This window comes from Verrucomicrobiia bacterium (assembly GCA_036405135.1).
Classification (GTDB): domain Bacteria; phylum Verrucomicrobiota; class Verrucomicrobiia; order Limisphaerales; family JAEYXS01; genus JAEYXS01.
On record DASWYF010000040.1, the window covers coordinates 78106 to 102416 of the forward strand.

The window sequence follows — 24311 nt, forward strand, 5'->3', positions numbered from 1 at the left end:
TCTATTTCTTCCCCTCATGCCGCAGCATTTTTCCTGGTCTCGCCTGCGTGTGATGATCGTTCTCCACCACCGCTTCGCCGTTCACCAACACCAACCGATACCCCGTCGCATACTGGTGCGGCTCCGTGAAGGTCGCATTATCTTTCACCTTTGCCAAATCGAACACCGCGATATCTGCCCACATCCCCTCACGGATCTGCCCGCGATCTTTCAGTTGAAACGTCGTCGCCGGCAGCGATGTCATCCGCCGCACCGCATCTTCCAGCCGCATCGTCTTCTGCTCCCGCACATACTCGCTGAGCGCCCGCGCGCTGTTCCCATACCCACGCGGATGCGGCACACCTTCACCGAACACCCGCACACCGCTGTCCGATGCTATCATCGTGTTCGGATGCGCCATATACTTCTTCATGTCATCCTCGCTGATGCTGTGAAACACGCCCGAAGCACCGCCATTCGCCGTGATCTCCAGCAACAGATCGATCTGCGCATCCAATGACGTGTTCCCTTTTTCCTGCTGCGCCGCTTGCGCCATCGTCAGTCCATTCAATTTCCGGTTCTTCCGATACTCCGCGATGAATATGTAGCCCATGTCCTCATAGCCACTCTTTGCGATCCCTTCTTTGATCTCCGCCACAATCTTCGCCCTCGTTTCCGGCTTTGCTATCCGTTCACGGAATTTGTCATCGCCACCTTCACGAGCCCATTCCGGCACACGCGTCGAGACACTCGTGCTTGAGGCCGGATACATGTATTGATCCTGCGTGATGTCTAGCCCCTCAGCCCGTGCCGCTTCAATCGCCGCTAATACTTTGTCCGTTTGTCCCCAAGCCGATTTCCCCGCCAGCTTGATGTGCGACACCTCCGCCCTCACCCCTGCTTCACGAGCGATGCGAAACAATTCATCCAGCGCTTTCAAAATCCCACCGCTCTCACTCCGCATATGACTCACATAGATGCCATCAAACGGCGCGATCGCCTTCGTCACTTCCACCAACTCTTCCGTCTCCGAAAAAGTTCCCGGCAAATAAATGAGCCCAGTGGACATACCCACCGCACCATCCTCCATCGCTTTCTTCACCAGCCCCTGCATCTTCGCAATCTCCGCTGCCGTCGGCGGACGTTTGAAAGAACCACCCATCACCTGCCCACGCACTGTTCCATGCCCGATGAGAGTCGCTACATTCGGCGACACCAGCGCATCCTCCAATTCTTTAAAATACTTGCCCACATCCAACCGTGACGAGCCACAATTCCCCAGCACGATCGTCGTCACCCCCATCCGCACGAAGTTCTCCGCCAACGGCTGCTTCTCCACCCCTTCTGCGTGCGTATGCACATCGATGAACCCCGGAGCTACCACCAATCCCTTCGCATCCAACGTGTGCTTCGCCTCGCCCTTCAACTCCTTCCCGATCGCCGCAATGCGTCCATCCTTGATCCCCACATCCGCGAAATACGCCGGGTTCCCCGTGCCATCGGCGATACGTCCGCCCTTGATCAACCAATCGAACTCAGCCGCAGTGACACATTGGATACCCGCCAGAAACACCAGACTGAAGCGAATGAGTTTTCTCACGCCCCCTTTATGCCAAAACCTTTTCCCCCATACCACCCAGAAACGCACGGCCCTCATGATGTTCCACACCGAGCGGCGTAGCACAATGCTACGTGCTGCCGGATTCCAGCCGGCAGTTAGCAGACATGCGACGCAGCATACCGCGCTTTTTGAACCTTGCTCCCTGCCCTCATGTCAGATAGCTAAGAGCCCGTTATTCATTCTGTATGGAAGCAAAGGCCCTAGTCATCGTGCCGACCTACAACGAACGGGACAACCTCCCGCCACTTGTAGCCAAGCTCCTTTCCCTGCCCATCCAGATTGATCTCCTCGTCGTCGATGACAATTCCCCCGATGGCACCGGCCAGATCGCCGATGACCTCGCCGCCAAGCACCCGCAAGTGAAGGTTCTCCATCGCGCCGAGAAGAACGGCCTCGGCCGCGCTTACTGTGCCGGATTCGCCTGGGCCTTGGAACGTGGCTACGAATACATCATGGAGATGGACGGCGATTTCTCGCACAACCCCGATGACATCGCCAAGTTCCTCGAAGCCGCGAAAGATGCCGACCTCGTCATCGGCTCCCGCTACTGCAACGGCATCCGCGTCATCAACTGGCCCCTCACCCGTCTCATGCTCAGCATGGGCGCTGGCATGTATGTCCGCATCATCACCGGCATGCCCTTCAGCGATCCGACCGGCGGCTTCAAATGCTTCCGCCGCCACGCGCTGAAATCCATCGACCTTGATAACGTCAGATCAAACGGCTACAGCTTCCAAATTGAGCTTACCCACAAACTCTGGCGACAAGGCATGCGCGTCGTCGAAGTCCCCATCATCTTCACCGACCGCTTTCAAGGCACCTCCAAGATCTCGCGCAAAATCGTTTACGAAGCCGTCTTCATGGTCTGGCGCCTCCTCTTCCAAAACGGCCTCCGCCGCTGGCCCAAGAAACCATAAACACCCCGTGACCATCCCAAGTTAGAGATGATAAAGCGGAACTTCCCCCCACTGGTAGCCCGGGCGTCATCACCTGTGAGTTATAGCGGCGTCTCCCAGTTGCCCATCAGCCTCCTGAGAAACTAGAGGCGTAACTCATTGATATGCAACACAGCGCCCTATTCTTGTTTCTCACGTCATTGCTCCCCGCGCAGCGGGGTTGGTTCGCTAACCAGAAACCAAAAGAGCATCCACTCCGATCCTGCCCCCATTTTCATACTGTCAAAAATCACCCTTAGCGCCTTTTTGCGACCAGCTCCCCGCCCATCTGCTGGTTGAAAAATTATTTAAACATTCTCCGTGACGATTTTGCGACAGCCCTGTCAAAACTCCATAGCCGCTTAAGGATTGCCAGGGGAGCGCGACGGAGTTGTTCCGACTGCGCGTATAATCGGCTAGGCAGACGCAGGACAGGTGGGGAACCATCGGACGTCGCAGTCGGGTCATTATCCGAGACGTTCTGGCGGCGAAGGATTGGGGGATCCTTCGCCGCCTTGATTCCCTTCGAAATTCTTCGCGCTCTCGTCATCTTCCATTCCCCTTAGGCTTATGAGACATATCCTTTCATTTTCTATCTGCAACCTCACGAAACCCTTTCCTTCCCTATGTTTTTCATATATTCTACCTTTAACACCTTGACCAAATCACCTGATTTTACCCGTGGGCAGATTTGAACATCTCGAATTCGACGGCCTGGGCCGCAAAGCCTCAGCAAGCCCTGCGATCACCCAAGCCTCGGACGAAAGCCGCCATCTCCACCGCGCTTGGGAAGCCGCTGGGAAAGGACACTTCGAGCCCGCTCTCCGTGAGTTCTCCAAAGTCCTCGAATTTAACCCTATGAATACCGAGGCATGGTCCGGTCAAATCCGTATGCTGATCGAGCTGGGTGAATACCACGAAGCCAATCTCTGGGCAGACAAAGGACTCGAAAAACTCCCCTCTGCCGCTCATCTTCTCGCCGCCAAGGCCGTCGCCCTCGCCCGGCTCGGCGATACCTCGGGTGCCCTGACCTATTCAGACAACGCCATGGCCGTCCCTGGTGAATCCGCCTACGTCTGGCTCTCCCGTGGTGATGTTTTCCTCAGCACTAAAGAGCCGCGCTTTACCGATTGCTTCGACCGCGCCTTCCAGCTTTCTCCCGCAGACTGGATCGTTCCTTGGTTTGCCGCCCGCATCTGTGCATTCTATAAAAAATTCGCCCTCGCCCTGAAACACGCTCAGAAAGCCTTGGAACTGGACACCACCCGCGCCGTGATCTGGGCCCAGCTCGGCCATTGCCAGATGGCCCTGAGCCTCGCCCATCTGGCTGAAAAATCATTTCACCGGGCCCGCGAACTCGACCCTCAATGCCCCGCTGCCTTTGAAGGCACCAAACAGCTCGCCCAGATGGGACTATTCGGACGTTTTTGGCTTAATATGCGACGCCTCTTTTCCTCATGAGTAAATCGAAGTTTGATTGGTTGCTGGCCAAGGCCGTTGAGTTGCAAGCCTCCGATCTTCACCTCATCGCCAATGTTTCGCCCGCTTTCCGCATCAATGGGGAGATCGTCATCACCAACAGCGATGTCTTGACCGAAACCGAACTGGCCGAGATCACCGCCAGCATCCTTACACCCGCACAGGCCAACCGCTTCGACCAGGAATGGGAGCTATGCGTCGCCCGCCTGCACGATCACGCTGGCCGTATCCGCATCACCTTCTACAAACGCAACGGCAATCCCGAACTAAGCGTGCGCTTCTGCGGCGACCGCGTCTCCTCCCGCGAAGAACTCGGCCTGCCGGAAAAGATAGATGACTTCGCCCGTCGCCCGCACGGCCTCATTCTTATCACCGGCCCGACTGGCGCAGGCAAAACCACCACGCTCAACTACCTGGTGAACCTCATCAACAGCGAACGCCGCTGCAAGATCATCACCATCGAGGACCCCATAGAATTCGTTCACCAGAACCAGCGCGCCATCATCGTCCAGCAAGAAGTCCAGACGGATACCCGTTCCTACAGTCGCGCCCTGATTCACGCATTGCGCCAAGACCCCGATGTGATTGTCGTCGGCGAGATGCGCGATCACGAAGCCATCAGCACCGCACTCACCGCCGCTGAAACCGGCCACCTCGTGCTTGCCACCATGCACTCGCCCGATGTCTCCCACGCCATGGAACGCATCATCGGCCTCTACGAAGGCAGCACGCAACGTCAGGTCATCATGCAACTCGCCAATGCGTTGCAGGCCATCATCGCCCAGGAACTCGTCCCCTCAGCGGACCGTGCCAAACGCGTCCTAGCCTACGAGATGCTCGTCGCCTCCGGGGCTGTCAGAAATCTCATCCGCGAAAACCACCTGCACATGCTGGATAACGTGATCCAGACCGGGGCCCGCGATGGCATGGTTCTCATGGACACCTGCCTCCACCAGCTCTACTGCAAGTGCCTCATCACCTACGACACCGCCGTGAGCCGAGCCCGCCACCCCGAACGCCTAACCCAACGATTCGCTTGACGTGTTAGTGGGGCAGGCGCCTCGCCTGCCATAGTCGAACAGGCGCCACCGCCCGTCCCGTCTCCTACCCCTTGCGTAAGCCTTGCTCCGAACTACAAAGGAGTTCCATCTATCAGCCCAGGATTGCGAGGAACGAGCTACCTTGGGTAAACGTCCAAAGAGAATATTACCCAACCGGGTTGCATCCTTCGGTTTCTCTTACCAAACATTGACCATGTAAACAAAAAGGCCGAACCCTCTCAGGTCCGGCCTTCTAAAATGCATTACTAAAATCTTACTTCAAACGAAGTGCGATTTGTTTGTCGATCTCCGCCGCCAGGTCGATATCCGAGGCACCAGCCTTCGTGCGCACTTGCACGATCACCTGCGTCACATTCGGATCCACTTCGGAAACCTTCACATAGACCGTGCGCTGATTGACCTTGGCTTCGATCGTCTTGTTGATCGTGTCTTCACGGTTCAACACACCGTTGGCCGCCAGAACTTCCTTCGAAGCTGCAAAAATCTGCGCCACCGGACGCTCATAGCTGCTGATGATCTTGTCCTTGATGAAAGGTACACCGGCCTTCTTATGACCATCCACCGTGCTTACGCAGCCCGTAAAAGATATCGCCATCGCGACCGCCGCCAACAAAATCATCCAGTTCTTTTTCATTCTGCCGGTTATGCAAGACGGAACCCCCTCCACCGTCAAGCCTTTATCCACCTTAAATCGTCCTCGTTCTCGTCGTCGTCCTTCGTCCTCGATCAGAGTGGTAGGGCTGGGTGTCCTCACCCGGCCGCCCTCATCTCAGCCGACAGCAGGAGGCTCTAACTCTTCCTGCTCTCGATGTTGGATGTTGGGCGTTCGATGTTCGATGTTTCCCAACCTGTCGCCTTCCTTTAATCTCTCCCCGACGTGAGCAACTCAACCGCCCCCGGCAAACTCAAACTGCGTCTGACACCCGCCGCTGAAAAAGCGGCCCGTTCCGGCCACCCATGGGTTTACGCCGAGCGCATCAAATCCCAGAACCGCCCCGGCGAACTCGGCGAACTCGCCGTCGTTTACGATCGCAACAACACCTTCATGGGCGTTGGTCTCTTTGACCCCGATTCCCCCATCCGCCTGCGCATGATTCACGCCGGTTCGCCCACGACCATTGACGACGCCTGGTGGACCAATCGCCTGCACACCGCTCTCGCCCTCCGCGAAGGCCTCGGCGGCAACCACACCACCGGATATCGTCTCATCTCCGGCGAAAACGATGGCTGGCCCGGCCTCGTCGTGGACCGTTACGACAACACCCTCGTCCTTAAACTCTACTCCGGCGTCTGGCTCCCGCGCCTGAACGAGATCACCGACCGACTACAGCAAACCATTAAACCACAGCGCATCATCCTGCGCCTGAGTCGAAACATCCAAACACTCGCCCAAGAAAAATTCTCCGTCACCGATGGCCAGATCCTTCGCGGCGAACCGCTCGAAGGCATCGTCGTCTTCCAAGAAAACGGCATCCGCTTCGAGTCTGATGTCCTGCGCGGCCAAAAAACCGGCTTCTTCCTTGATCAGCGCGATAACCGCCAACGCGTCGGTGATCTCGCCCAAGGCAAATCCGTCCTCAACGCCTTCAGCTTTTCCGGTGGCTTCTCCCTCTACGCTGCCTGTGGCGGAGCCAAAAGCGTCACCGACCTCGACATCAGCTCCCACGCCCTCGATGCCGCCAATCGCAATTTCGCCCTGAACGAACATCTGCCCACCGTAAAGCAATGCGAACATAAGTGCGTGCAAGCCGATGCCTTCAAATGGGTCGCCAGTACGCGAGAACGCTTCGACCTCGTCATCCTTGACCCACCTTCCCTAGCCAAACGCGAAACCGAACGCACCGGTGCCATCGCTGCCTATGAGAGCCTCGCAGCCAACGGCATCCGCTTATTGAATCGAGGCGGCATCCTCGTCGCCGCCTCCTGCTCCGCTCACGTCAGCCCTCAGGAATTCTACAACGCCGTCCTGAAAGCCGCCCAACTGAGCCGCCGCCCCTTCACCGAAATGGACCGCACCGGCCACGCCCCCGACCACCCCGCCACCTTCCCGGAAGCCATGTACCTAAAGTGCATCTACCTCCGCTTCACATAGCCCGATTGTAATCGTCCTCGTCGTCGTCCTTGAATCAAACTTCGTAAGAACCGGCCTGCTCACGGCTATTTATCGGAGTTCCACCCAGTCCCAAACTCTTTCCGCAACCGGTCATTCATCCCTCACCGCCCCTTAACCCTCGTCAGTTCTCCCATTTTCTCCTTCGACGTTTCCAAATCCGCGTGATCTGTGTTTAATCAGTGGCTAAAAAACCTTCCCCCAATCCTCCTCCTTAAACCCCACCAACCCCGCCTTATCCGTCAACGCAAACGGCCGCTTCACCAGATTCCCATTCTCACTGAGCAACTTCAGCGCCTCCTCCACTGATAACGTCGGCAGCTTCTCCTTCATATTCATAGCCTTATAATCCATCCCTGAAGTATTGAAGAGCTTCCGCAAATCCCCACCATAAATCTCCAACATCCGCTTCAACTCCGCCTTCGTCGGCGGCTGCTCCCGTATCGCCACTTCTTGAAACTCCACCTTCTTGCCTTCAAGAAACTTCATCGCCTTCCGGCAAGTATCACACCCACGATAAACATAAACCTTCGGTTTCATGCTTAAATTCTAATCAGCCTAACCTCGCTCGCCAAGCATGTCATAGCCATCACTCTTTGTATGTTTGTAGATCCATTTTGACATTTTGTCATTCCTTCGTCATTTGGATTTCGTCATTGGTCATTTCTTCCTTATCCGTGGCTAAAACAATTCTCGTGGCACCACGCCCGCCCTTCATTAGACTCTCCCCACCGTTGAGCCACTGATGCCCACGAAAACACAAATCGTCCTGCGCACGTTGCAGACCTACGAGTCACGCAACATCCTGTTCACCGAACCGGATGGTAGCTGGCCCATCGTCTGGGAACGCGCCCAAGGCAACTACGTCTGGGATATCGAAGGCCGCAAATACCTCGACCTCACCGCCGCCTTCGGCGTCGCCGCCGCCGGCCATGCGAATCCCCGAGTCGTCAAAGCTGGCCAAAAGCAAATGGGCAAGCTCCTGCACGCCATGGGCGATGTGCATCCGCACCCGCTCAAAGCCGCCCTCGCCCAAAAACTCAGCGATATCACCTTCGGTCGTTGGAAGAAAAGTGCCCAAGGCAAAACCATCTTCTGCAACTCCGGCTTCGAAGCCGTGGAAACCGCCCTGAAGACCGCTCACCTCGCCACCGGCAAGCCCGGCATCATCGCCTTTCAGGGAGCCTATCACGGCGTCGGCTATGGCGCGTTGAACGCGACGCATCGAAAACACTTTCACGGCCCCTTCCGCAAACAACTCAAGTCGTTCGGCCATTTTGTCTCCTTCCCCAAGACCTATGACGACCTGAAATCCATCGAGCAGCAGATTCGCGCACTCTTCAAAAAGCAAAAAATCGGCGCGCTCCTGCTGGAGCCCATGCAAGCCCGTGGCGGCATCAATCTTCCACCCGAGAGTTTCCTCAAACTCCTGCGCCGCCTCTGCGATGAGCACCAAGCCCTGCTCATCCTCGATGAGATCTACACCGGCTTCGGCCGCACCGGCCAATGGTTCGCCTGCGAACACAGCGGTGTAATGCCAGACCTCATCTGCCTCGGAAAAGCTCTCACCGGCGGCTTCCCGCTCTCCGCCTGCGTCGGCTCCGCTGCCGTGATGGATAAGGCTTGGCCGCCCTCGAACGGCGAAGCCATCCATACCTCCACCTTCCTAGGCCATCCCGTTGGCTGCGCCATGGCCCTCGCCCAGATCGATGAATTGCAGAAAAAGAAATTACCCGAGCGCAGCCGTAAACTCGGCCTTGTCTTGGAGAAATTGCTGAAGACCCTCAAGCCACCCACCGGTCTGAAATTTGAAGTTCGCGTCAGTGGTCTCATGGCTGGCCTCGAAATCCGCACGCAAGACAACCAGCCCGCCACTCATACCGTTTTGAAAACTATCAACCGCCTGCTCCAACGCGGCTTCATCCTGTTGCCCGAAGGCGAATTCGCCGACGTCATTTCTTTGACACCACCGCTCACCATCACCGAAGCCGGATTGCGCCGCACAGTGAAAGCCCTCGGCGAATGCCTCACGGAGGTGACCAAGTGAACCTCACCGAAATGCGCGCCCTGCTCACCCAGCACGGCATCATGCTCACCAAATCTCTCGGGCAAAACTTCCTGCACGATGGCAATCAACTCCGTCGCATCGCAGGCGCCGGTGAGATCAAGCCCGGGGACAAACTTCTGGAGATCGGTCCCGGCCTCGGCCCGCTCACCGAATTGCTTTTGGAGAACGGCAACGAAGTCCTCGCCATCGAAAAAGACCAACGCCTCATCCCGTTACTCCAATCACGCTTCGCCGAGAATAAGAACTTTACCCTGCTACACGCTGACGCCTTGCGCGTCGTCGAAGATCAGGAGCGCGATTGGCAGGACTGGAAGCTCGTAGCCAATCTCCCTTACTCCGTTGCCTCACCCATTCTCGTCGAACTCGCGCACAATCCTCGCAAGCCCGAACGCCTCATCGCCACGCTGCAACTCGAAGTCGCCCAGCGCCTAATGGCCGAAACTGACAGCGATGACTACGGCATTCTGACTTTGCTCGTGCAATTGCATTACCGCCCGATGGGGCTGTTCAAGATTCCGCCCGGCTGTTTCTTCCCGGCACCCGATGTCGATTCCGCCTGCATCAGCCTGATCCGTCGCGAACAACCTTTACTGCCCGTCGAACTTGTCCCCAAGTTCGAGCGCATTGTGAAAACCGCCTTCGGTCAACGTCGCAAAATGGCCATCAAACTCCTCAAACAAAACTGGCCCACCGAACAACTTGAAGCCGCCTTCAACACCGTTGGCCTCCCATTGCAGATTCGCGCGGAGAAAATCTCTCTGGAACAATTCGCTGCCCTTACCAAAGCCCTCGCTTAATTAATCTTTATGGCCGAAGAAATTTTTGATGTCGTCAATGACCGCGACGAAGTGATCGATCAAAAGCCCCGTCGTGAAGTTCATCGCCTCGGCCTGAAACACCGTGCCGTGCACATCATCGTCACGAATGCGAAAGGCGACGTCTTCATGCAGAAACGCTCCATGAGCAAGGACTCCTCACCCGGCCTCTGGGACACCTCCGCCGCCGGCCATGTGGATAGCGGCGAAGACTACGACACCTGCTCCATCCGCGAACTCCGCGAAGAGATCGGCATCTCCATCGTAAAAACCCCACGCCGCCTCTGCTACATCACAGCTTGCAAAGAAACCGGCCAGGAATTCGTCTGGGTCTATCACACCGTCTCCGAAGGTCCCTTCGTCCTGCACCCCGAAGAGATCGAAACTGGCGATTGGTTTACCGCTAAGCACCTCGACGAATGGACCGCGACGCGCCCCCAAGACTTCGCCATCTCATTCTTGAAAGTCTGGTCCCACGCTAAAAAGTTTCTCTAGCGCATCCTCGCATCTACAGATATGCCGCATTTGGCCCCTCTGCGATTGCCTTATGCGACAGACTCGTTATCGTCTGGGCCATCACACATGTCCCAAACTGACACCATTCGCCCAAGCCTTGGCAAGCGTGCATCCACTTGGCTACTAATTTTTCCCTTACTATTTCTCGCTACACGATTCATTTGCGCCGCTGAACTCCCCGAGAAGCGACAGCCCTGGACCACCTCCCGCATCATCGGCACTGCGGAAGCACCACCGCCTTACCGCGCCGAACGCACCTTTCCTAAGCTCCAATTCAAGAACCCCGTGGAAATGGTCGCCCTGCCCGGCACCGATCAAATGGTGTTGCTCGAACAACGTGGACCAGTCCATGTCTTCAAGAACGACGGCCAAGCCACGAACACCCAAGTCATCCTCGATCTCAAAAAAGAGTTGAAGCAACACCACGAAAGCTACGGGATGATTTTCCACCCTGATTTCAAAAAGAACCGCAAAGTTTACATCTGCTACATCACTAAGCCTGACGTCGAGAACGGCACACACGTCTCCGAGTTCACCCTGCCCGATACCCAACCGCTCCGCATCGATCCCAAGAGCGAACGCATCATCATCACGTGGCGCTCCGGCGGCCACAACGGCGGCTCACTCCAGTTCGGCCCCGATGGCATGCTCTACATCTCCTCCGGCGATGGCGGCCCCGCCAGCCCTCCCGATCTCTACAAGACCGGCCAGAACCTGAACGACCTCATGTGCTGCGTCCTGCGCATCGACGTCAACAAACCCGTTGGTGATAAACTCTATTCCGTCCCCGCTGATAATCCTTTCGTCAAAACACCCGGCGCCTGCCCGGAGATCTGGGCCTACGGTTTCCGCAATCCGTGGAAGATGAGTTTCGACCCCGTCACCGGCGCGCTTTGGGTCGGCGATGTCGGTTGGGAGATTTGGGAACTCATCTACAAAGTGCAACGCGGCGCGAACTACGGCTGGAGCGTCATGGAAGGCCCGCAACTCGTTCACCCAAATGAACCGCTCGGCCCTACACCCGTCACACCGCCCACTTACGTTCACTCTCATTCCGTCGCCCGCTCTATCACCGGCGGCTACGTCTATCGCGGGAAGAAATATCCCGACCTCGTGGGCAAATACATTCACGGCGATTGGGTCACCGGCAAGATCTGGGCCTTGCGCGAAGTGAAAGATGGCAAGCCCGAGGTGCAGGAGATCGCCAGCTCTCCCATCCCCATCATCTGCTTCGGTGAAGATCATAACCGCGAGCTCTACGTCGTCAGCTACGATGGCGGCATCTTCGAACTGCTTCCGAATAGAACAACCGCCGTCGCCACCAGTTTCCCCAAGAAACTCAGCGACACCGGCCTCTTCTACTCTACCGCCAAGCATCAAGTCGCCAAAGGCGTCTTGCCTTACGACATCAATACCGAAATGTGGTCTGATGGCACCAGCGCCGAACGCTTCATCGCCCTGCCCGGCACCAACGTCATCAGCAAATTCCTGAAAGGTGATTTCAGCAAAGGTGAAACGAAAGATGCGTGGCGCTTCCCCACGAACACCGTCTTCGCCCGCACCGTTTACGTGGAACTGGAGAAAGGCAACCCCGCCACCCGTCGCCGTCTCGAAACCCAAATCCTCCACAACACCGGCGATGATTGGAAAGCCTACAGCTACCATTGGACGAAAGATCAAAAAGACGCCGTGCTCTACGATGGCGACGGCAAAGAGGAAACCTATCAAGTCAAAGACTCTGCGAATGCCAAACCGCACCCGTGGACTTGGCGCTACTCGAATCGCACCGAATGCATGGTTTGCCACCTCACCCGCACCGGCACCATCCACAGCTTTGCTGCTTTTCAATTGGACCGCGAAATCACCCACGCTGGCAGCAAACGCAATCAGATGGACGTGCTGAAACAACTCGGCCTCTTCCAATATCCCGTGCCGAAATATCAGCGCATGGCCTCGCTCAAGGACGAGACCGCCACTGTGAATGAGCGCGCCCGCGCTTATTTGCACGTCAATTGCTCGCACTGCCACCGCTTCGGCGGCAGCGGCGCCTCCACCGTGGATTTCCGTTGGGAAATGGCCAATGACAAAATGCTCGCCATCGACGCCGCCCCCTCGCAAGGCACCTTTGGCCTCGATAATCCGCACGTCATCACCGCCGGTCGCCCGCATGAATCCGTGCTGCTCTACCGCTTCGCCAAGCTTGGTCGCGGCCACATGCCCTACCTCGGCGCGCAAGAAGTCGATACCACCGCTCTGAAACTTCTCGAACGCTGGGTCCGCGAACTCAAATCCACAAACAACCTCGCTCCCGTTTCTTTCACTCAACCGGCGAAGCTCGACACCACCTCCCAAACCCTCGCCGCCATCTGCTCTCTCGAAGGCGAGCCAAAGAAATGGAGCACCCAAGAACGCGACGACCTCATCCAACGCGGCCTCGCCTCCACCCGTCCAGAAATCCGCGAACTCTTCGAACGTTTCCTACCACCCGATAAGCGCAGCCGCACCCTCGGCACAAACATCCGCCCCGGCGACATCCTCTCACTCAAAGGCAACATCGAACGCGGTCGTACCCTCTTCATGAACGCCAGCGGCCTGCAATGCACCCAATGCCATCAGATGAACGGTACCGGTCGCAACTTCGGCCCTGACCTCAGCACCATCGGACGTAAATACGACCGCGCCAAAATCCTCGAGAACATCCTCGAACCCTCACGCAACATCGACCCCGCCTTCAAGAGCTACAACGTCGAAACCAAGGATGACCTCGCCTACACCGGCTTCCTCCTCAGCCGCACCTCGACTGAGATTCAACTCAAAGATGCCAACGCCCAAATCATCAAGCTCGCCGCCAAAGACGTGGATAAAGTGCAGGAACAAAAACTCTCCGCCATGCCCGAAATGCTCCTCCAATCATTGACCGCCCAAGAAGCCGCCGACCTCGTAGAATTCCTCTATTCATTGAAGTAAGCGTCGAAGCACCCGACCATGGTAGGGCTGGCTGTCCTCAGCCGGCCGTCGCCGAAGCATCTGGTCTTTCTTACTCAGCAGCTATCACTGACGACTAAGAACTCCCATCTCCTTCTCCCCTCGGCAGGGGAGAAGGCCGGGATGAGGGGTGCCCCCTTTCGTCGTCGTCCTCGTTCTCGTCGTCGTCCTCGATTTTCACACCACCTTTCTCTCTTCCCTCCGACTCCCTTCTGCCTCATGCTCCCTTCCCGCATGCTGCTCCTGTTCGACATCGGCAACACTCACACGCACGTGGGCCTCGCGACCAATTCCAAGGTCCTGCGTCAAACGAACATCCCCACCGCCGAATGGTCGCACCGCACCGTGCAGGTAAAGCTCCAGTCCTTCGTCGGCACTCGCGATATCACCGGCGTATCCGTCTGCAGCGTCGTCCCGCGCGCCACCGCCAATGTCCTCAGAGCCGCTGCCGGTTACGGCAAAGTCCCCACCATCGTCCTCAACCACAAAAACGTCACCGGCGTCGGCATCAAGTATCCCCGCCCCGCCACCATCGGTCCCGACCGTCTCGCGAACGCCATCGCTGCGAGCCATTTCTACAAATCACCCGTCGTCGTCGTGGACTTCGGCACCGCCGTGACCTTCGACGTTGTTGACCGGAACAAAAACTACATCGGCGGTATCATCGCTCCCGGCCTCTCCGCCATGACCGATTACCTCCACGAAAAAACCGCCCTCCTCCCGCGCATCAAGATTCGCGATGTGAAAAGCGTCGTCGGCAAGAACACCGAGGAAGCCATGCTCATCGGTGCCGTGCAAGGCTATCGCGGCCTCGTGCAAAAACTTATCCACGAACTCACCCGCGAACTCAAATCTCCGAAACTCCCCGTCATCGCCACCGGTGGCTACGCTCCATTGATGGCTAAAGGCCTGAAAGAGATCACTGAAGTCCGTCCTACTCTCACACTCGAAGGCCTGCGCCTGAACTGGCTAGGGAATCATAGGGTGGAGTAACAACCAGTGACCAAACATTCAATGCATGAAACATTTCGACTCTCCTGCACGTTTCGGCACACGATGAAAATGCACCTTACAGAATCGGATGAAGCATTCTCCATGGCTCCACTGGATAAATAATTTCGTTAAAATATTACGAAGCGACATCAATTTGCCTGAAACAAATTTTACATCCACCCCTAAAAGTATGATCACCCTCATCTCCGGCACCAACCGCGCTGACAGCAACACCCGCAAAGTCACCGCTGAGATCGAAGCCATCTACCGCGACCTCAAAGTCCCCACGCAAACCCTTGATCTCGTTGATCTCCCTGCTGACCTCTTCACCCCTGCTGCCTACAGCATCAAGCCTGTCGGCTTCACCAAGTTCAGCGATGCCATCCTGAACTCTGATGGCCTCGTCGTCATCACCCCTGAGTACAACGGCGGCATGCCCGGCGTCCTGAAATACTTCATCGACATGCTGAAATTCCCGGAAGCCTTCGAGCACCGCCCCGTCTGCTTCGTCGGCGTCGCTGCCGGAATGTTCGGTGCTCTCCGTCCCGTGGAACACCTGCAACAGATCTTCGGCTATCGGAACGCCCACATCTACCCCGCCCGCGTCTTCGTGCCCGGCGTCATGAACCAGCTCGATGCCACCGGCAAACTCAAAGACCCCGAACTCCGCGAACGCTTCAAGCAACAAGCCGAAGGCTTCACCACCTTCGTCGAAAAGTTGAAGGGCAAATCCCTGCGCCCATAGCATAACATAGCCGCCCTCGTAGCGTAGCGCCCGCATCCTGTGGATGGGTTAAAGCGGCATCCTGCCGCGTTACCCCAGCGTAGCCGACGACATCAGTCGGAGCTGCCTTTTCATTGGACCGCGGCTGTGTTCCGCCTTAGCGGAACCAGCCGCAGCGCGTGAGAATTCCAAACCGATTCCCACCTCGCACGTCTCAATACCCACCCGCCCCAATCCCACCACTCTTCCCCTCCACCACCTGCCCCGCCTTCTCCGCCGCTTCGCGCTTCCGATAATCATCCATCATCGCCGCCGTCGCCGTCGCGCCACAACGCGAGCCGCCCAAGTCACGCACCTTAATCAAGCCATCCAGATCGCGCACCCCACCTGCGGCCTTTACTTGCACTGCCGCCGACACATTCGCCCGCATCAACGCCAGATCATGCTCCGTCGCGCCCTTATAATTGTAGCTCCCATCCGCCTGCTTCACAAAACCATACCCGCTCGAAGTCTTCACCCATGCCACCCCGGCGCGCTCGCTGAGCTGACACAACTTCTGCTTGAACTCATCGCTGCTCAAGCCCGCGCCACCCTTCGTCAGATAATCATTCTCAAAGATCACCTTCACCCTGGCCCCGTGCTTCTTCGCCTCATCACAGACCGCCTTGATGTCCTTCTCCACGTACGCCCAATCACCGCTCAGCGCCTTGCCGATATTGATCACCATGTCGATCTCCTTCGCGCCATCTTTGCACGCCAGCTCCGTCTCATACCGCTTGGACTCCGTACACGCATTCCCATGCGGAAACCCGATCACCGCCCCCACGATCACATCCGAGCCCTTCAACCATTGCACCGCCTGCTTCACCGCGTAAGGTTTGATGCACACCGAAGCCACCCCATACTTCGCCGCCAGCTTGCACCCGTCTTCCAATTCCTGATCCGTCATCGTCGGATGCAGCAGTGAGTGGTCAATCATCTTCGCCAATTCTTCGTAAGTATATTTCATAAAAATTTATATATTCGAACCATCAAAACCGTATTGAAAACGTAAGCGCTCTCACCCCTCTCCCCTCGGAGGGGAGAGGGCCGGGGTGAGGGGTGCCTTCTTTGTTTTCTGAACGCTCATTGAAAATTAATCTGCAAAATACGGCGCCAACACATTCCTCGCCACCTTCAACGCCTCCTGCCGTCCCTCCAACGTCTTCCCGAACGTGTCATCCTCCACCTCGATGCACACCGGCCCGCGATACGTCGTCTCCATCACCGCACTCATGAACCTGCCCCAATCGATATCCCCATACCCCGGGATACGCGGCTGATGCCACTCCAGCGGATGCGCAAAAATCCCCACCTGTTGCAGGCGATCCCGCTTCATCTTCATATCCTTCGCATGCAGATGAAATAGCTTGTCCTGAAACTCCTTCAACGGCCCCATCGGATCCATCTGCTGCAAAATGAAATGCGACGGATCATAATTCAGCCCGAAATGCTTTGAATCAATGTCGCTAAAAGCCCGCCGCCAGATCACCGGCGTCGTCAGCAGATTCTTCCCGCCCGGCCACTCATCCTTCGTGAAAAACATCGGACAATTCTCGATGCCGATCTTGATATCATGATCCTCCGCCAGCTCGATGATCGGCCGCCACACCTTCAAGAAACGCGGCCAATTCTCATCCACACTCTTCGTCCAATCCCGCCCCACAAAGGTGTTCACATTCTTCAACCCCAACACCGCCGCCGCCTTGATCACCTTCTTGAGATGATTCACCGCCACCCGCGACACCTCCGCATTCGGGTCCAGCGGATTCGGATAATACCCCAACGCCGTGATACCCACTCCATGCTTCGCACTCAGCGCCCGCACCTCCTCCGCCTTGGATTTATTGAACCCCTCTACGTCGATATGCGTGATCCCCGCATATTTCCGCTCCGCCTTCCCCTGCGGCCAGCACATCACCTCCACGCATGAAAACCTCTCTTGCGCCGCAAACGCCAGCACCTGATCTAAATCCAATTCCGGCAAAATCGCCGACACAAATCCCAGTTTCATAAATTTTTAATTTTAAGAATTATTAAGAACTCTTTCACAGGGTGCGTACAATTTGTACCCACCCTCAGCGCACTCGGGATGGTAGGGCGCGGTATTCTTACCGCGCCGCCGCCGAAGCATCTGCCCTCACAACCTCACCGCACCTGTGAAAAACACCCAAACGCTCCACCACCCTCGCCCCTCGGAGGGGAGAGGGCCGGGGTGAGGGGTGCCCCGTATCGTTAATTCGCCTCACGGCTCCACCACCCTCTGCCTGAGTTTCTTCCCCCACTCCATCGTCGCCTTGAACTTCGGCGATTGCTTCACCTCATCATCCGCATACTGCAGCAGCCCCCAACTTCCCCACTTGCTCCACTGGCTCACGCTGGAGAAATGGCACAGCAGATCCCCACCCACCGCCTCCCACGCCGCATAATACTTCTGATAGATACCCTGCATCCTCGGGTGCGCATTCGCCGCGTGCAACAACTTCGTCAACGCCGCGTCATTCTCGCCCCCGGCCACGCCCACAAAATGTTGCCCCGCCTCATAACACACCAGCTTCAATCCATGCTGTGCCGCCACCTTCCGATTCTCCTGCATCCACCGGATGCACTCCGGCAACGCATTCGTCTCCACATAATCCAAGAATTTATCCACGGACCACGCCGCTACATCCGCCGCCGTCAATCGCTTCCCCTCCTTCGGAATATTCATCGAGATATACGGCGCGATCGCCAGCACATCCGCGTTCTTCCCCGCGTCTTTCCACCCCGTCACCTCCTTGCTCACGTGACTGTTCGCTGCTTGTGATGGCAATACTCGCACCAATCGTTCTTTTCCGCCGAACACCTCTTCCCAGATACGAAATATCTCCTGCGACCGGTGCGCCGTGTAACGCCATGCCCCCTCCCACGTCTTCGTGGCAAAACCCAGTTTCACACCCTGCTCACCCGCATACTTGCTCTGCTGGAATTGCCCGTTCCACACCTCATTGGAATACTCCACATACACCCGCCGCTGCGCATTCAGCCTCTCCTTCACCAGCTTCGCGAACTCCCGCACATACTCATCATCCGCCTCATGCGGCAGGCAGAACCACGGGTCCGATTCCAACCGGTTCGCCAGATCACACAACAACTCCACCGGAACACCCTCGCGCGTATAAGTCGCATCCTCCGGCTTGGGCCGGTCCGACCACTTCTTCTGCTTGGAATTGTTCGTCTCCTGAAAATCCATGAACCGCAAACTCGCCATGCCCTGCCAGCGCTTCAGAAAACTCGGATTCCAAGGATTCTTCGCCGCCTGCTCCGCGCTGAAGCCCGGCATCAACACCTTGATATTGCGGATCGGATTTTCCGCCTTCGTCTCTTTCAAGCGCAGGAAAAAACCGCCACCCTTCGCGTCGATGTTCACCACCATCTTGCCCGGCGCACTGGAAACCACCTTTCCCTTCGACAGCTCGATCTTTCCTTCACCCTCCCATAACACTGTCCACTCACCACTCGGATAATGCCCGCCCTCAATCGTGCACAAAGGCGTCTCCGCAAAACACCCCGCCTCTAATCGCTTGATCCACCCACGCTCATCCAGCTCCAGCTTCGGCCCCTTGCCCCAGCCCTCTCCTTGCCTCTGGCTGATCCACTGCCGCGATAACCGGAATACATCCACAAACGGCAACTCCGTATTCCAATCCGCCGGCCCCGCCAGATTGATTCCCAATGCGGGTTTGGCCTTCACCTCCGACGCGATAGTTTCACTTGGCGCAAGAACGCAAAGACTCAAGCTCAGCAGCAGTAATCGTAACCAGGTGATTTTCATAAAACTCACTTCAATTTGACCCACTTTTTTCCCTCACTGCTCTTGAGAATCGCCTCGCACAACTGCACCTCATGGTGCCCATCCGCCGCCGTCGCAAACAGCACCGCCGTCTTGCGCCCGCTCGCGATGTGCTCATACACCGCGCGATAATGCATCTTGTGACTGTCCGGAAACCCTTCCGGATGCCCGCCCGGATAATCCGTGAAACCCGCAACATCTTCACTGAACCCGGCCGTAGCCCGTTGGAGGATCTGGTTCGGCTCATCGCGGCGTCCCACCAAAATCTCATTCGGCTGCTGCAAATCCCACCGCACACTTCCCTTGGTTCCGTAGATGCCCAGCGCCAGACTGCACTTCCACCCCGCCGCCACCTGCGAGATGCTCGCATTCGCATGCGTGCCATTCACGAAACCATGCTTCGCCTGGCCGAACTTCAGCAGCACCGTTCCAAAATCTTCCGTGTCCACAGCGTAAGGCACCATCGTCTTCGGATCAATCTTTGCGAACGTCTGCACCTCACCCTTCGGCCGGTAACGCGTCTTGTGAAACGTCTCCAGATGCGCGAACACCGCCTCCGCCTTCGTCCCCAACATGAACGACACCGCATCGATCCAGTGCGTGCCTATGTCACCCACCGCGCGCAGCTTGCCACCCTCACTCGCCAGCAAACGCCAGTTGTAATCCGTCGCCTGTAACAACCAGTCCTGGAAAAAATGCCCCTGCACATGGATGATCTCGCCCAGATCACCCCGAGCCACCATCGCCCGCATCTGCAATACCGCCGGGAAAAACCGGCACATGTAATTCACCGCGAACACTGGCGCATTCGCCTTCTGCACCGCCTTGACCACCTTCACCGTCTCCTTCGCTGTCATGCCCAGCGGCTTCTCACACACCACATGCTTGCCCGCTTTCAACGCCGCGAGCGATTGCTCCACATGCACCTTGTTCGGCGATGTGATATGGATGACATCCACATTCGGCGAACGATACATCGCCTCGTAATCGTAATCCCCATACACCTCCGGGATGCCCCACTTCTCCGCCGTCGCTTTCGCGTTCTTCGTGGAACCGCAGATCGCCGTGACCTGCACGCCCAGCCGTTTCAGCGCCTCGATATGCACCGGCCCGATGAATCCCGTGCCGATGACGCCCACGCGCAGTTGATGCAATGGTTTGCTCATGTGTTGTTACTTCCCAAAAGCGAAAAATTCCGGTTGCGCACCCAGCTTCGGACGCGCTGGCCCGCTCTGCTGTCGTGCCCCCAAAACGTTCTGAAACTCATACCGATCCGCCCGGTATAGCGTATCTTCTAACCACAGCGGTTCGCCAAGTGCCGTGAAACCAGTGGCCCGCACCCATAGTGCAGCCGTTCCAGTGGAGACGCCCAGCAGCTTCGCATCTGCTGCGGGCAAGCTCAAGGCCCGGATGGTCTGTTCCGCGCCACCCAGTCGTATACCCAACTCATCCTCCAACAATGCATACAGCGAACCCTTCAACTGCGCCTTCGTCAGCCGTGGACAAAACCGCGCCACCACAAACCGCCGCTCAAGGATCACTGGCTCCTCATCCGCCAACCGCAACCGCTCGAAATAATGCAGCGCCTCTTCCGTCTCGATCTTCAGCGCCTCACCCACCTCCGCCCGCACCTCACCCGCCTTTGTGATCTGATGACTCAACACCTTCGTCGCCGGCTTCAATCCACAAGCCTCCGCCTTCTCCGTGAAACTCACCAACTGCCTCAAATCATTCTGCAAACCACCGGCCCGCACAAAGGTCCCCACACCCTTGCGAAACTCCAACGCCCCTGAAACCACCAGATGCGATAACGCCTTGTTCGCCGTCACCCGGCTCACCCGATACTTCGTGGAGATCTCCCGCTCCGTCAGAAACTTCGCCCCCGGCCCATACTCACCCTTGCTCAACAACACCCGCAACCGGTCATGCAACTGATGATAGACCGGGTCCCTTACCAGCTCTGTTTCTCGCGCAACTGTCATTGTGGACTAGTGGCTAGTCCACACTATAGATAAAGTCAAGTTTTTCAACTGCAGATTTATCCACCCATCCTCAGGATATGATTGCCTATAGCCTTTAGCAGGAGAAGCTACACTTCACACCTTTTAGCATTTCCAGGATCAGGTTCATACAAGCCCTAGCTTGACCATCCGCTGATCAAAATTGAAACTGGCTCATCATGCATCGCTTGTTGAGCCTTTTTCTTTTGGCATTCGCCATCCCCGCCACGGCGCAGGTGGAGCGCATCTGGTTGACGCACAAATCCGCCACGCCTTCGCATATCGTCATCAGTTGGCAAACTAAACATCCCGGCGACTCCATCGTCGAATTCGGCACCTCCGACCAACTCGGTGAAACCGTAAAAGTCTCCGGCTCACAAACCCTCCATCACGTCGAGATTCCGCTAAAGCAAACCGACGCCACCTACCACTACCGCGTCAAAACCGGCACTCAAGTTTCTGAGATCGCCACGTTCAAAGGCTATCCCACCAAAGAACTCCGCGTCGCCCTCGTCGCCGATTGGGGCTTCGCGAAACCCGACTTCACCGCGCTGAAGAAAGACGATATCCACCTCCTCCTCACCTCTGGCGATAACGTCCCCAGCCTTCATCAATTCTGCGGTGCGGGCGTCACCAACTGCACCAAAGCTTTCAGCACTCTAATCGACTCCCAGCTTGACCTTTTCCGCAGCACACCTTTCCTGCCCGCCCTCGGAAATCACGACCGCGAGATCCGTCCACGCGGTCCCAAACCACCCGCAGAGAATGTTTACGATACCAACGCCCTCGCCTACCGCACCTTCTTCGAATTGCCCGGTGATGAATGGAAATGGACCTTCGACATCCCCGGCTTCGATGCCCGCTTCATCGCCCTCGATCTGAATCATATCCAAGACATCGGCACCACTTGGCAAACCTGCCACGCCCTCGCCGAAGGCTCCGAGCAATTGAAGTGGTATGAAGACACGATGAACTCCACCAAAGCGGGCCACGTCATCACCATCTACAACGAAAAGAATTCCTCTATCCGATTCCAAGCCAAAGGCAAATGGGGCCAGTTCATCCAGAAAGGCTCCCTTGCCATCACCGGCTTCGGTTACTTCGCCGAACGTGCCGAAGTGGATGGCTTCAGCTACTACAACACCGCCCTCAAAGGCAACGGCGATAAATACCCCGACCCCAAATCCGCCTTCTTCGCCAGCGAACACAGCTACATCCTCCTCACCTTCAAAAAAGAAACCGGCGAGATGACCGTCGCCTTAAAAGCTATGGACGGTCGTGTGCTCGACCAAAAGACATTTCAGAAACGAAAACCTTAAACCTCTTCTTCGTCCGTATATTCTGCGTTTTCTGTGGTTCCTTCCCGGCTGAAAACTGAACACTGAAAACTTGAAACTCTGATGAAATCAGCCCGCATCGGCCTTATCCGCCATTTCGAAGTCGCCACGCCCATGCCCTCCGGCTGGTTGACTTCCGCGGACCTGTCCCGCTGGCTAGACGATTACAACCGCGCTGAGGTCATCCGCAAACCACTCGACCTCGGCGGCATCACTTGGCGCAAATGCCTCTCCAGCGATCTCCCGCGTGCCTACACCACTGCCCAAGCCGCCTTCTCCGGCACCGTCCAGCAGATGCCCGAACTGCGCGAAGCCGAATTCCTCCCCTTCGCCACTGGCCAACTCCGCATGCCCCTGCTCGCCTGGCGCCTGATGCTCCGCCTCGCCTGGCTTAGCTCCCATAAATCCCAGCACACCGCCAAGACCGCTTTCATGAGTCGTCTAAACTTCCTCTCCACCGAAGTCCTCGCCAAGACTCAGGAGGACACCCTCATCGTCAGCCACGCTGGCATGATGGCCTTCCTCCGCAAAGAACTCCTCAAACACGGCTACACCGGCCCCAAATTCAACATAGCCGAAAACGCCAAACTCTACGTCTTCAAAAAACACCCGTAGCCGCCGAGTTATGGAGGCTGAGCCCACATTAGCCGACAAAGGAGGCTCTAACCTTCCTCCTCTTGATGTTGAAAGTTGGGCGTTCGATGTTCGATGCTTTAGAACGCTCGTCCTTCGCCCTTCTCCCTTCGTATTTCCCCCTGAAACTTCCCCCTAGCGTTTCTCCCCCTTTTCCCTATCCTTCCCGCCCTAAATTGGTCGGACTTAACGGTTCAGCCATTTACCCGGTAAGGACAGGTATTACCCCGTCCCTGACTGAACATATGAAAAACGAACGCACAACGCGCCTGATCACCGGCCTCAACCGGTCAACGAATCGCTGTTACCTGTCGCTGTGCCTCGCCCTCGCCTTTTTCATCTCGCTCTCAGCTTTCGCCGCTGAACCCAAAGTCCTCAAATACATCCCCTACAAACCCGGCAGCGACCTCACTGCTTACGAGCAAGAACGCTGCAAGCTGGACCTGTATCTGCCTGCCAAACCCGGCTTCCCCACCCTCGTTTGGTTCCACGGAGGCGCCTTGAAGACCGGCGATGCTGACATGGAATTCACCCAGAAGATCGCCCGATCGCTCGTGGATGCCGAAATCGGCTTCGTGATTGTTCATTACCGTTACAGCCCAAAAGTGACCTATCCCGCGTATTTACAAGATGCCGCTGCATCCTTCGCGTGGACTGTCACGAACATCGCGAAACACGGCGGTAACCCCGAGAAAGTTTTCCTGGGCGGTCATTCGGCCGGTGGTTACCTCGCCGCCATCGTGGGCTTGGATGCCAAACGACTGAAAGAGTTCGGCCTCCCGCTGGAGAGCGTCGCCGGTATCATCCCCGTCAGCGGCCAGATGATGACGCACTACACCATCCGTGAGGAGCGCGGTTTGGAAAAATATAATGTCATCGCAGATGAAGCCGCGCCCATTTATCACGTGCGTAAAGTAACTCCGCCCATGCTCGTTCTCTATGCGGACAAGGACATGGCCACCCGCGAGGAAGAGAATGTCTATTTCGTCTCCACCATGAAAGCCGCTGGAAACAAGCGCGTGCAAGGCGTCCTGGTGAAAGACCGCGATCACGGCAGCATCGCCCGTAACATTGCGAATGCCGAAGACCCCGCCCGCCTCGCCATCGTAAACTTTATCACCGAAGCCTCCCTTGAACGCGAAAAGTCAAAAGCAGCGAAATGATTGCAGCTTCCGGGAATTCAA

Annotated in this window: 21 protein-coding genes; 13 read left to right on the plus strand and 8 right to left on the minus strand. The window is 56.8% G+C overall.

The features are described 5' to 3' along the window. Window position 1 precedes the first annotated feature (1 nt). Window positions 2-1579: a D-aminoacylase gene (locus VGH19_19585; GenBank protein HEY1173576.1), complete on the minus strand. Its 1578-nt coding sequence runs from the start codon at window positions 1577-1579 to the stop codon at window positions 2-4. 206 nt (window positions 1580-1785) lie between these two features. Between VGH19_19585 and VGH19_19590 the strand changes: the two genes are divergently transcribed. From VGH19_19590 to VGH19_19600, 3 genes are all read left to right on the plus strand, one after another. Then, window positions 1786-2517, plus strand: a complete 732-nt coding sequence (locus VGH19_19590) for a polyprenol monophosphomannose synthase (GenBank protein HEY1173577.1) — start codon at window positions 1786-1788, stop codon at window positions 2515-2517. Window positions 2518-3216: 699 nt separating this feature from the next. Then, window positions 3217-3996 (plus strand): hypothetical protein, encoded by a 780-nt coding sequence (locus VGH19_19595; protein HEY1173578.1) that lies wholly within the window; start codon window positions 3217-3219, stop codon window positions 3994-3996. Further along, window positions 3993-5054 (plus strand): PilT/PilU family type 4a pilus ATPase, encoded by a 1062-nt coding sequence (locus VGH19_19600; protein ID HEY1173579.1) that lies wholly within the window; start codon window positions 3993-3995, stop codon window positions 5052-5054. The genes VGH19_19595 and VGH19_19600 overlap by 4 nt, the downstream gene beginning before the upstream one ends. Before the next feature lie 274 nt (window positions 5055-5328). Here VGH19_19600 and VGH19_19605 read toward each other — a convergent pair whose 3' ends face one another. Further along, window positions 5329-5709, minus strand: a complete 381-nt coding sequence (locus tag VGH19_19605) for a DUF3568 family protein (GenBank protein ID HEY1173580.1) — start codon at window positions 5707-5709, stop codon at window positions 5329-5331. 243 nt (window positions 5710-5952) lie between these two features. Here VGH19_19605 and VGH19_19610 point away from each other — a divergent pair, with 243 nt between their 5' ends. Continuing rightward, window positions 5953-7167 (plus strand): class I SAM-dependent methyltransferase, encoded by a 1215-nt coding sequence (locus VGH19_19610; protein HEY1173581.1) that lies wholly within the window; start codon window positions 5953-5955, stop codon window positions 7165-7167. A 204-nt stretch (window positions 7168-7371) separates the two neighbouring features. Here VGH19_19610 and VGH19_19615 read toward each other — a convergent pair whose 3' ends face one another. Next, window positions 7372-7725 carry an arsenate reductase family protein gene (locus tag VGH19_19615; protein HEY1173582.1) on the minus strand — a complete coding sequence of 118 codons (354 nt, stop codon included), beginning with the start codon at window positions 7723-7725 and terminating at the stop codon, window positions 7372-7374. A gap of 205 nt (window positions 7726-7930) precedes the next feature. On the opposite strand from VGH19_19615, the gene VGH19_19620 reads away from it, so the two are divergent. The 6 genes from VGH19_19620 to VGH19_19645 all read left to right on the plus strand — a co-directional run bounded on the left by VGH19_19620 (window position 7931) and on the right by VGH19_19645 (window position 15307). After that, window positions 7931-9232, plus strand: a complete 1302-nt coding sequence (locus VGH19_19620) for an aspartate aminotransferase family protein (GenBank protein HEY1173583.1) — start codon at window positions 7931-7933, stop codon at window positions 9230-9232. Further along, on the plus strand, window positions 9229-10050 hold the full coding sequence (rsmA, locus tag VGH19_19625) for a 16S rRNA (adenine(1518)-N(6)/adenine(1519)-N(6))-dimethyltransferase RsmA (protein HEY1173584.1): 822 nt from the start codon (window positions 9229-9231) through the stop codon (window positions 10048-10050). Before VGH19_19620 ends, rsmA begins: the two co-directional genes overlap by 4 nt. A 9-nt stretch (window positions 10051-10059) precedes the next feature. Further along, the gene (locus tag VGH19_19630) at window positions 10060-10563 is read left to right on the plus strand and encodes an NUDIX domain-containing protein (protein HEY1173585.1); all 504 of its coding nucleotides are present in this window, start codon (window positions 10060-10062) and stop codon (window positions 10561-10563) included. Between the two features lie 87 nt (window positions 10564-10650). Further along, window positions 10651-13551, plus strand: a complete 2901-nt coding sequence (locus VGH19_19635) for a PQQ-dependent sugar dehydrogenase (GenBank protein HEY1173586.1) — start codon at window positions 10651-10653, stop codon at window positions 13549-13551. Between the two features lie 252 nt (window positions 13552-13803). Then, a complete protein-coding gene (locus VGH19_19640; GenBank protein ID HEY1173587.1) occupies window positions 13804-14562 on the plus strand; it encodes a type III pantothenate kinase in 759 nt (252 codons plus the stop codon). 190 nt (window positions 14563-14752) lie between these two features. Further along, entirely contained in the window at window positions 14753-15307 is a 555-nt protein-coding gene (locus VGH19_19645; GenBank protein HEY1173588.1) for an NADPH-dependent FMN reductase, read from the plus strand. Between the two features lie 193 nt (window positions 15308-15500). On the opposite strand, the gene deoC is transcribed toward VGH19_19645, so the two are convergent. The 5 genes from deoC to VGH19_19670 all read right to left on the minus strand — a co-directional run bounded on the left by deoC (window position 15501) and on the right by VGH19_19670 (window position 21139). Further along, window positions 15501-16295, minus strand: coding sequence for a deoxyribose-phosphate aldolase (gene deoC, locus VGH19_19650; protein ID HEY1173589.1), 795 nt, complete (start codon window positions 16293-16295; stop codon window positions 15501-15503). Between the two features lie 126 nt (window positions 16296-16421). Beyond that, entirely contained in the window at window positions 16422-17339 is a 918-nt protein-coding gene (locus VGH19_19655) for a sugar phosphate isomerase/epimerase (GenBank protein ID HEY1173590.1), read from the minus strand. Between the two features lie 231 nt (window positions 17340-17570). Beyond that, window positions 17571-19139: a hypothetical protein gene (locus VGH19_19660; protein HEY1173591.1), complete on the minus strand. Its 1569-nt coding sequence runs from the start codon at window positions 19137-19139 to the stop codon at window positions 17571-17573. A 5-nt stretch (window positions 19140-19144) separates the two neighbouring features. Further along, complete coding sequence (locus tag VGH19_19665) at window positions 19145-20323, minus strand: Gfo/Idh/MocA family oxidoreductase (GenBank protein HEY1173592.1); 1179 nt, start codon at window positions 20321-20323, stop codon at window positions 19145-19147. A 6-nt stretch (window positions 20324-20329) separates the two neighbouring features. Next, window positions 20330-21139, minus strand: a complete 810-nt coding sequence (locus VGH19_19670) for a GntR family transcriptional regulator (protein HEY1173593.1) — start codon at window positions 21137-21139, stop codon at window positions 20330-20332. 197 nt (window positions 21140-21336) lie between these two features. Between VGH19_19670 and VGH19_19675 the strand changes: the two genes are divergently transcribed. From VGH19_19675 to VGH19_19685, 3 genes are all read left to right on the plus strand, one after another. Next, window positions 21337-22476 carry a fibronectin type III domain-containing protein gene (locus tag VGH19_19675; GenBank protein ID HEY1173594.1) on the plus strand — a complete coding sequence of 380 codons (1140 nt, stop codon included), beginning with the start codon at window positions 21337-21339 and terminating at the stop codon, window positions 22474-22476. Window positions 22477-22557: 81 nt separating this feature from the next. After that, window positions 22558-23109: a histidine phosphatase family protein gene (locus VGH19_19680; GenBank protein ID HEY1173595.1), complete on the plus strand. Its 552-nt coding sequence runs from the start codon at window positions 22558-22560 to the stop codon at window positions 23107-23109. Window positions 23110-23372: 263 nt separating this feature from the next. Further along, entirely contained in the window at window positions 23373-24290 is a 918-nt protein-coding gene (locus VGH19_19685; GenBank protein HEY1173596.1) for an alpha/beta hydrolase, read from the plus strand. The last annotated feature ends 21 nt before the right edge of the window (window positions 24291-24311 follow it).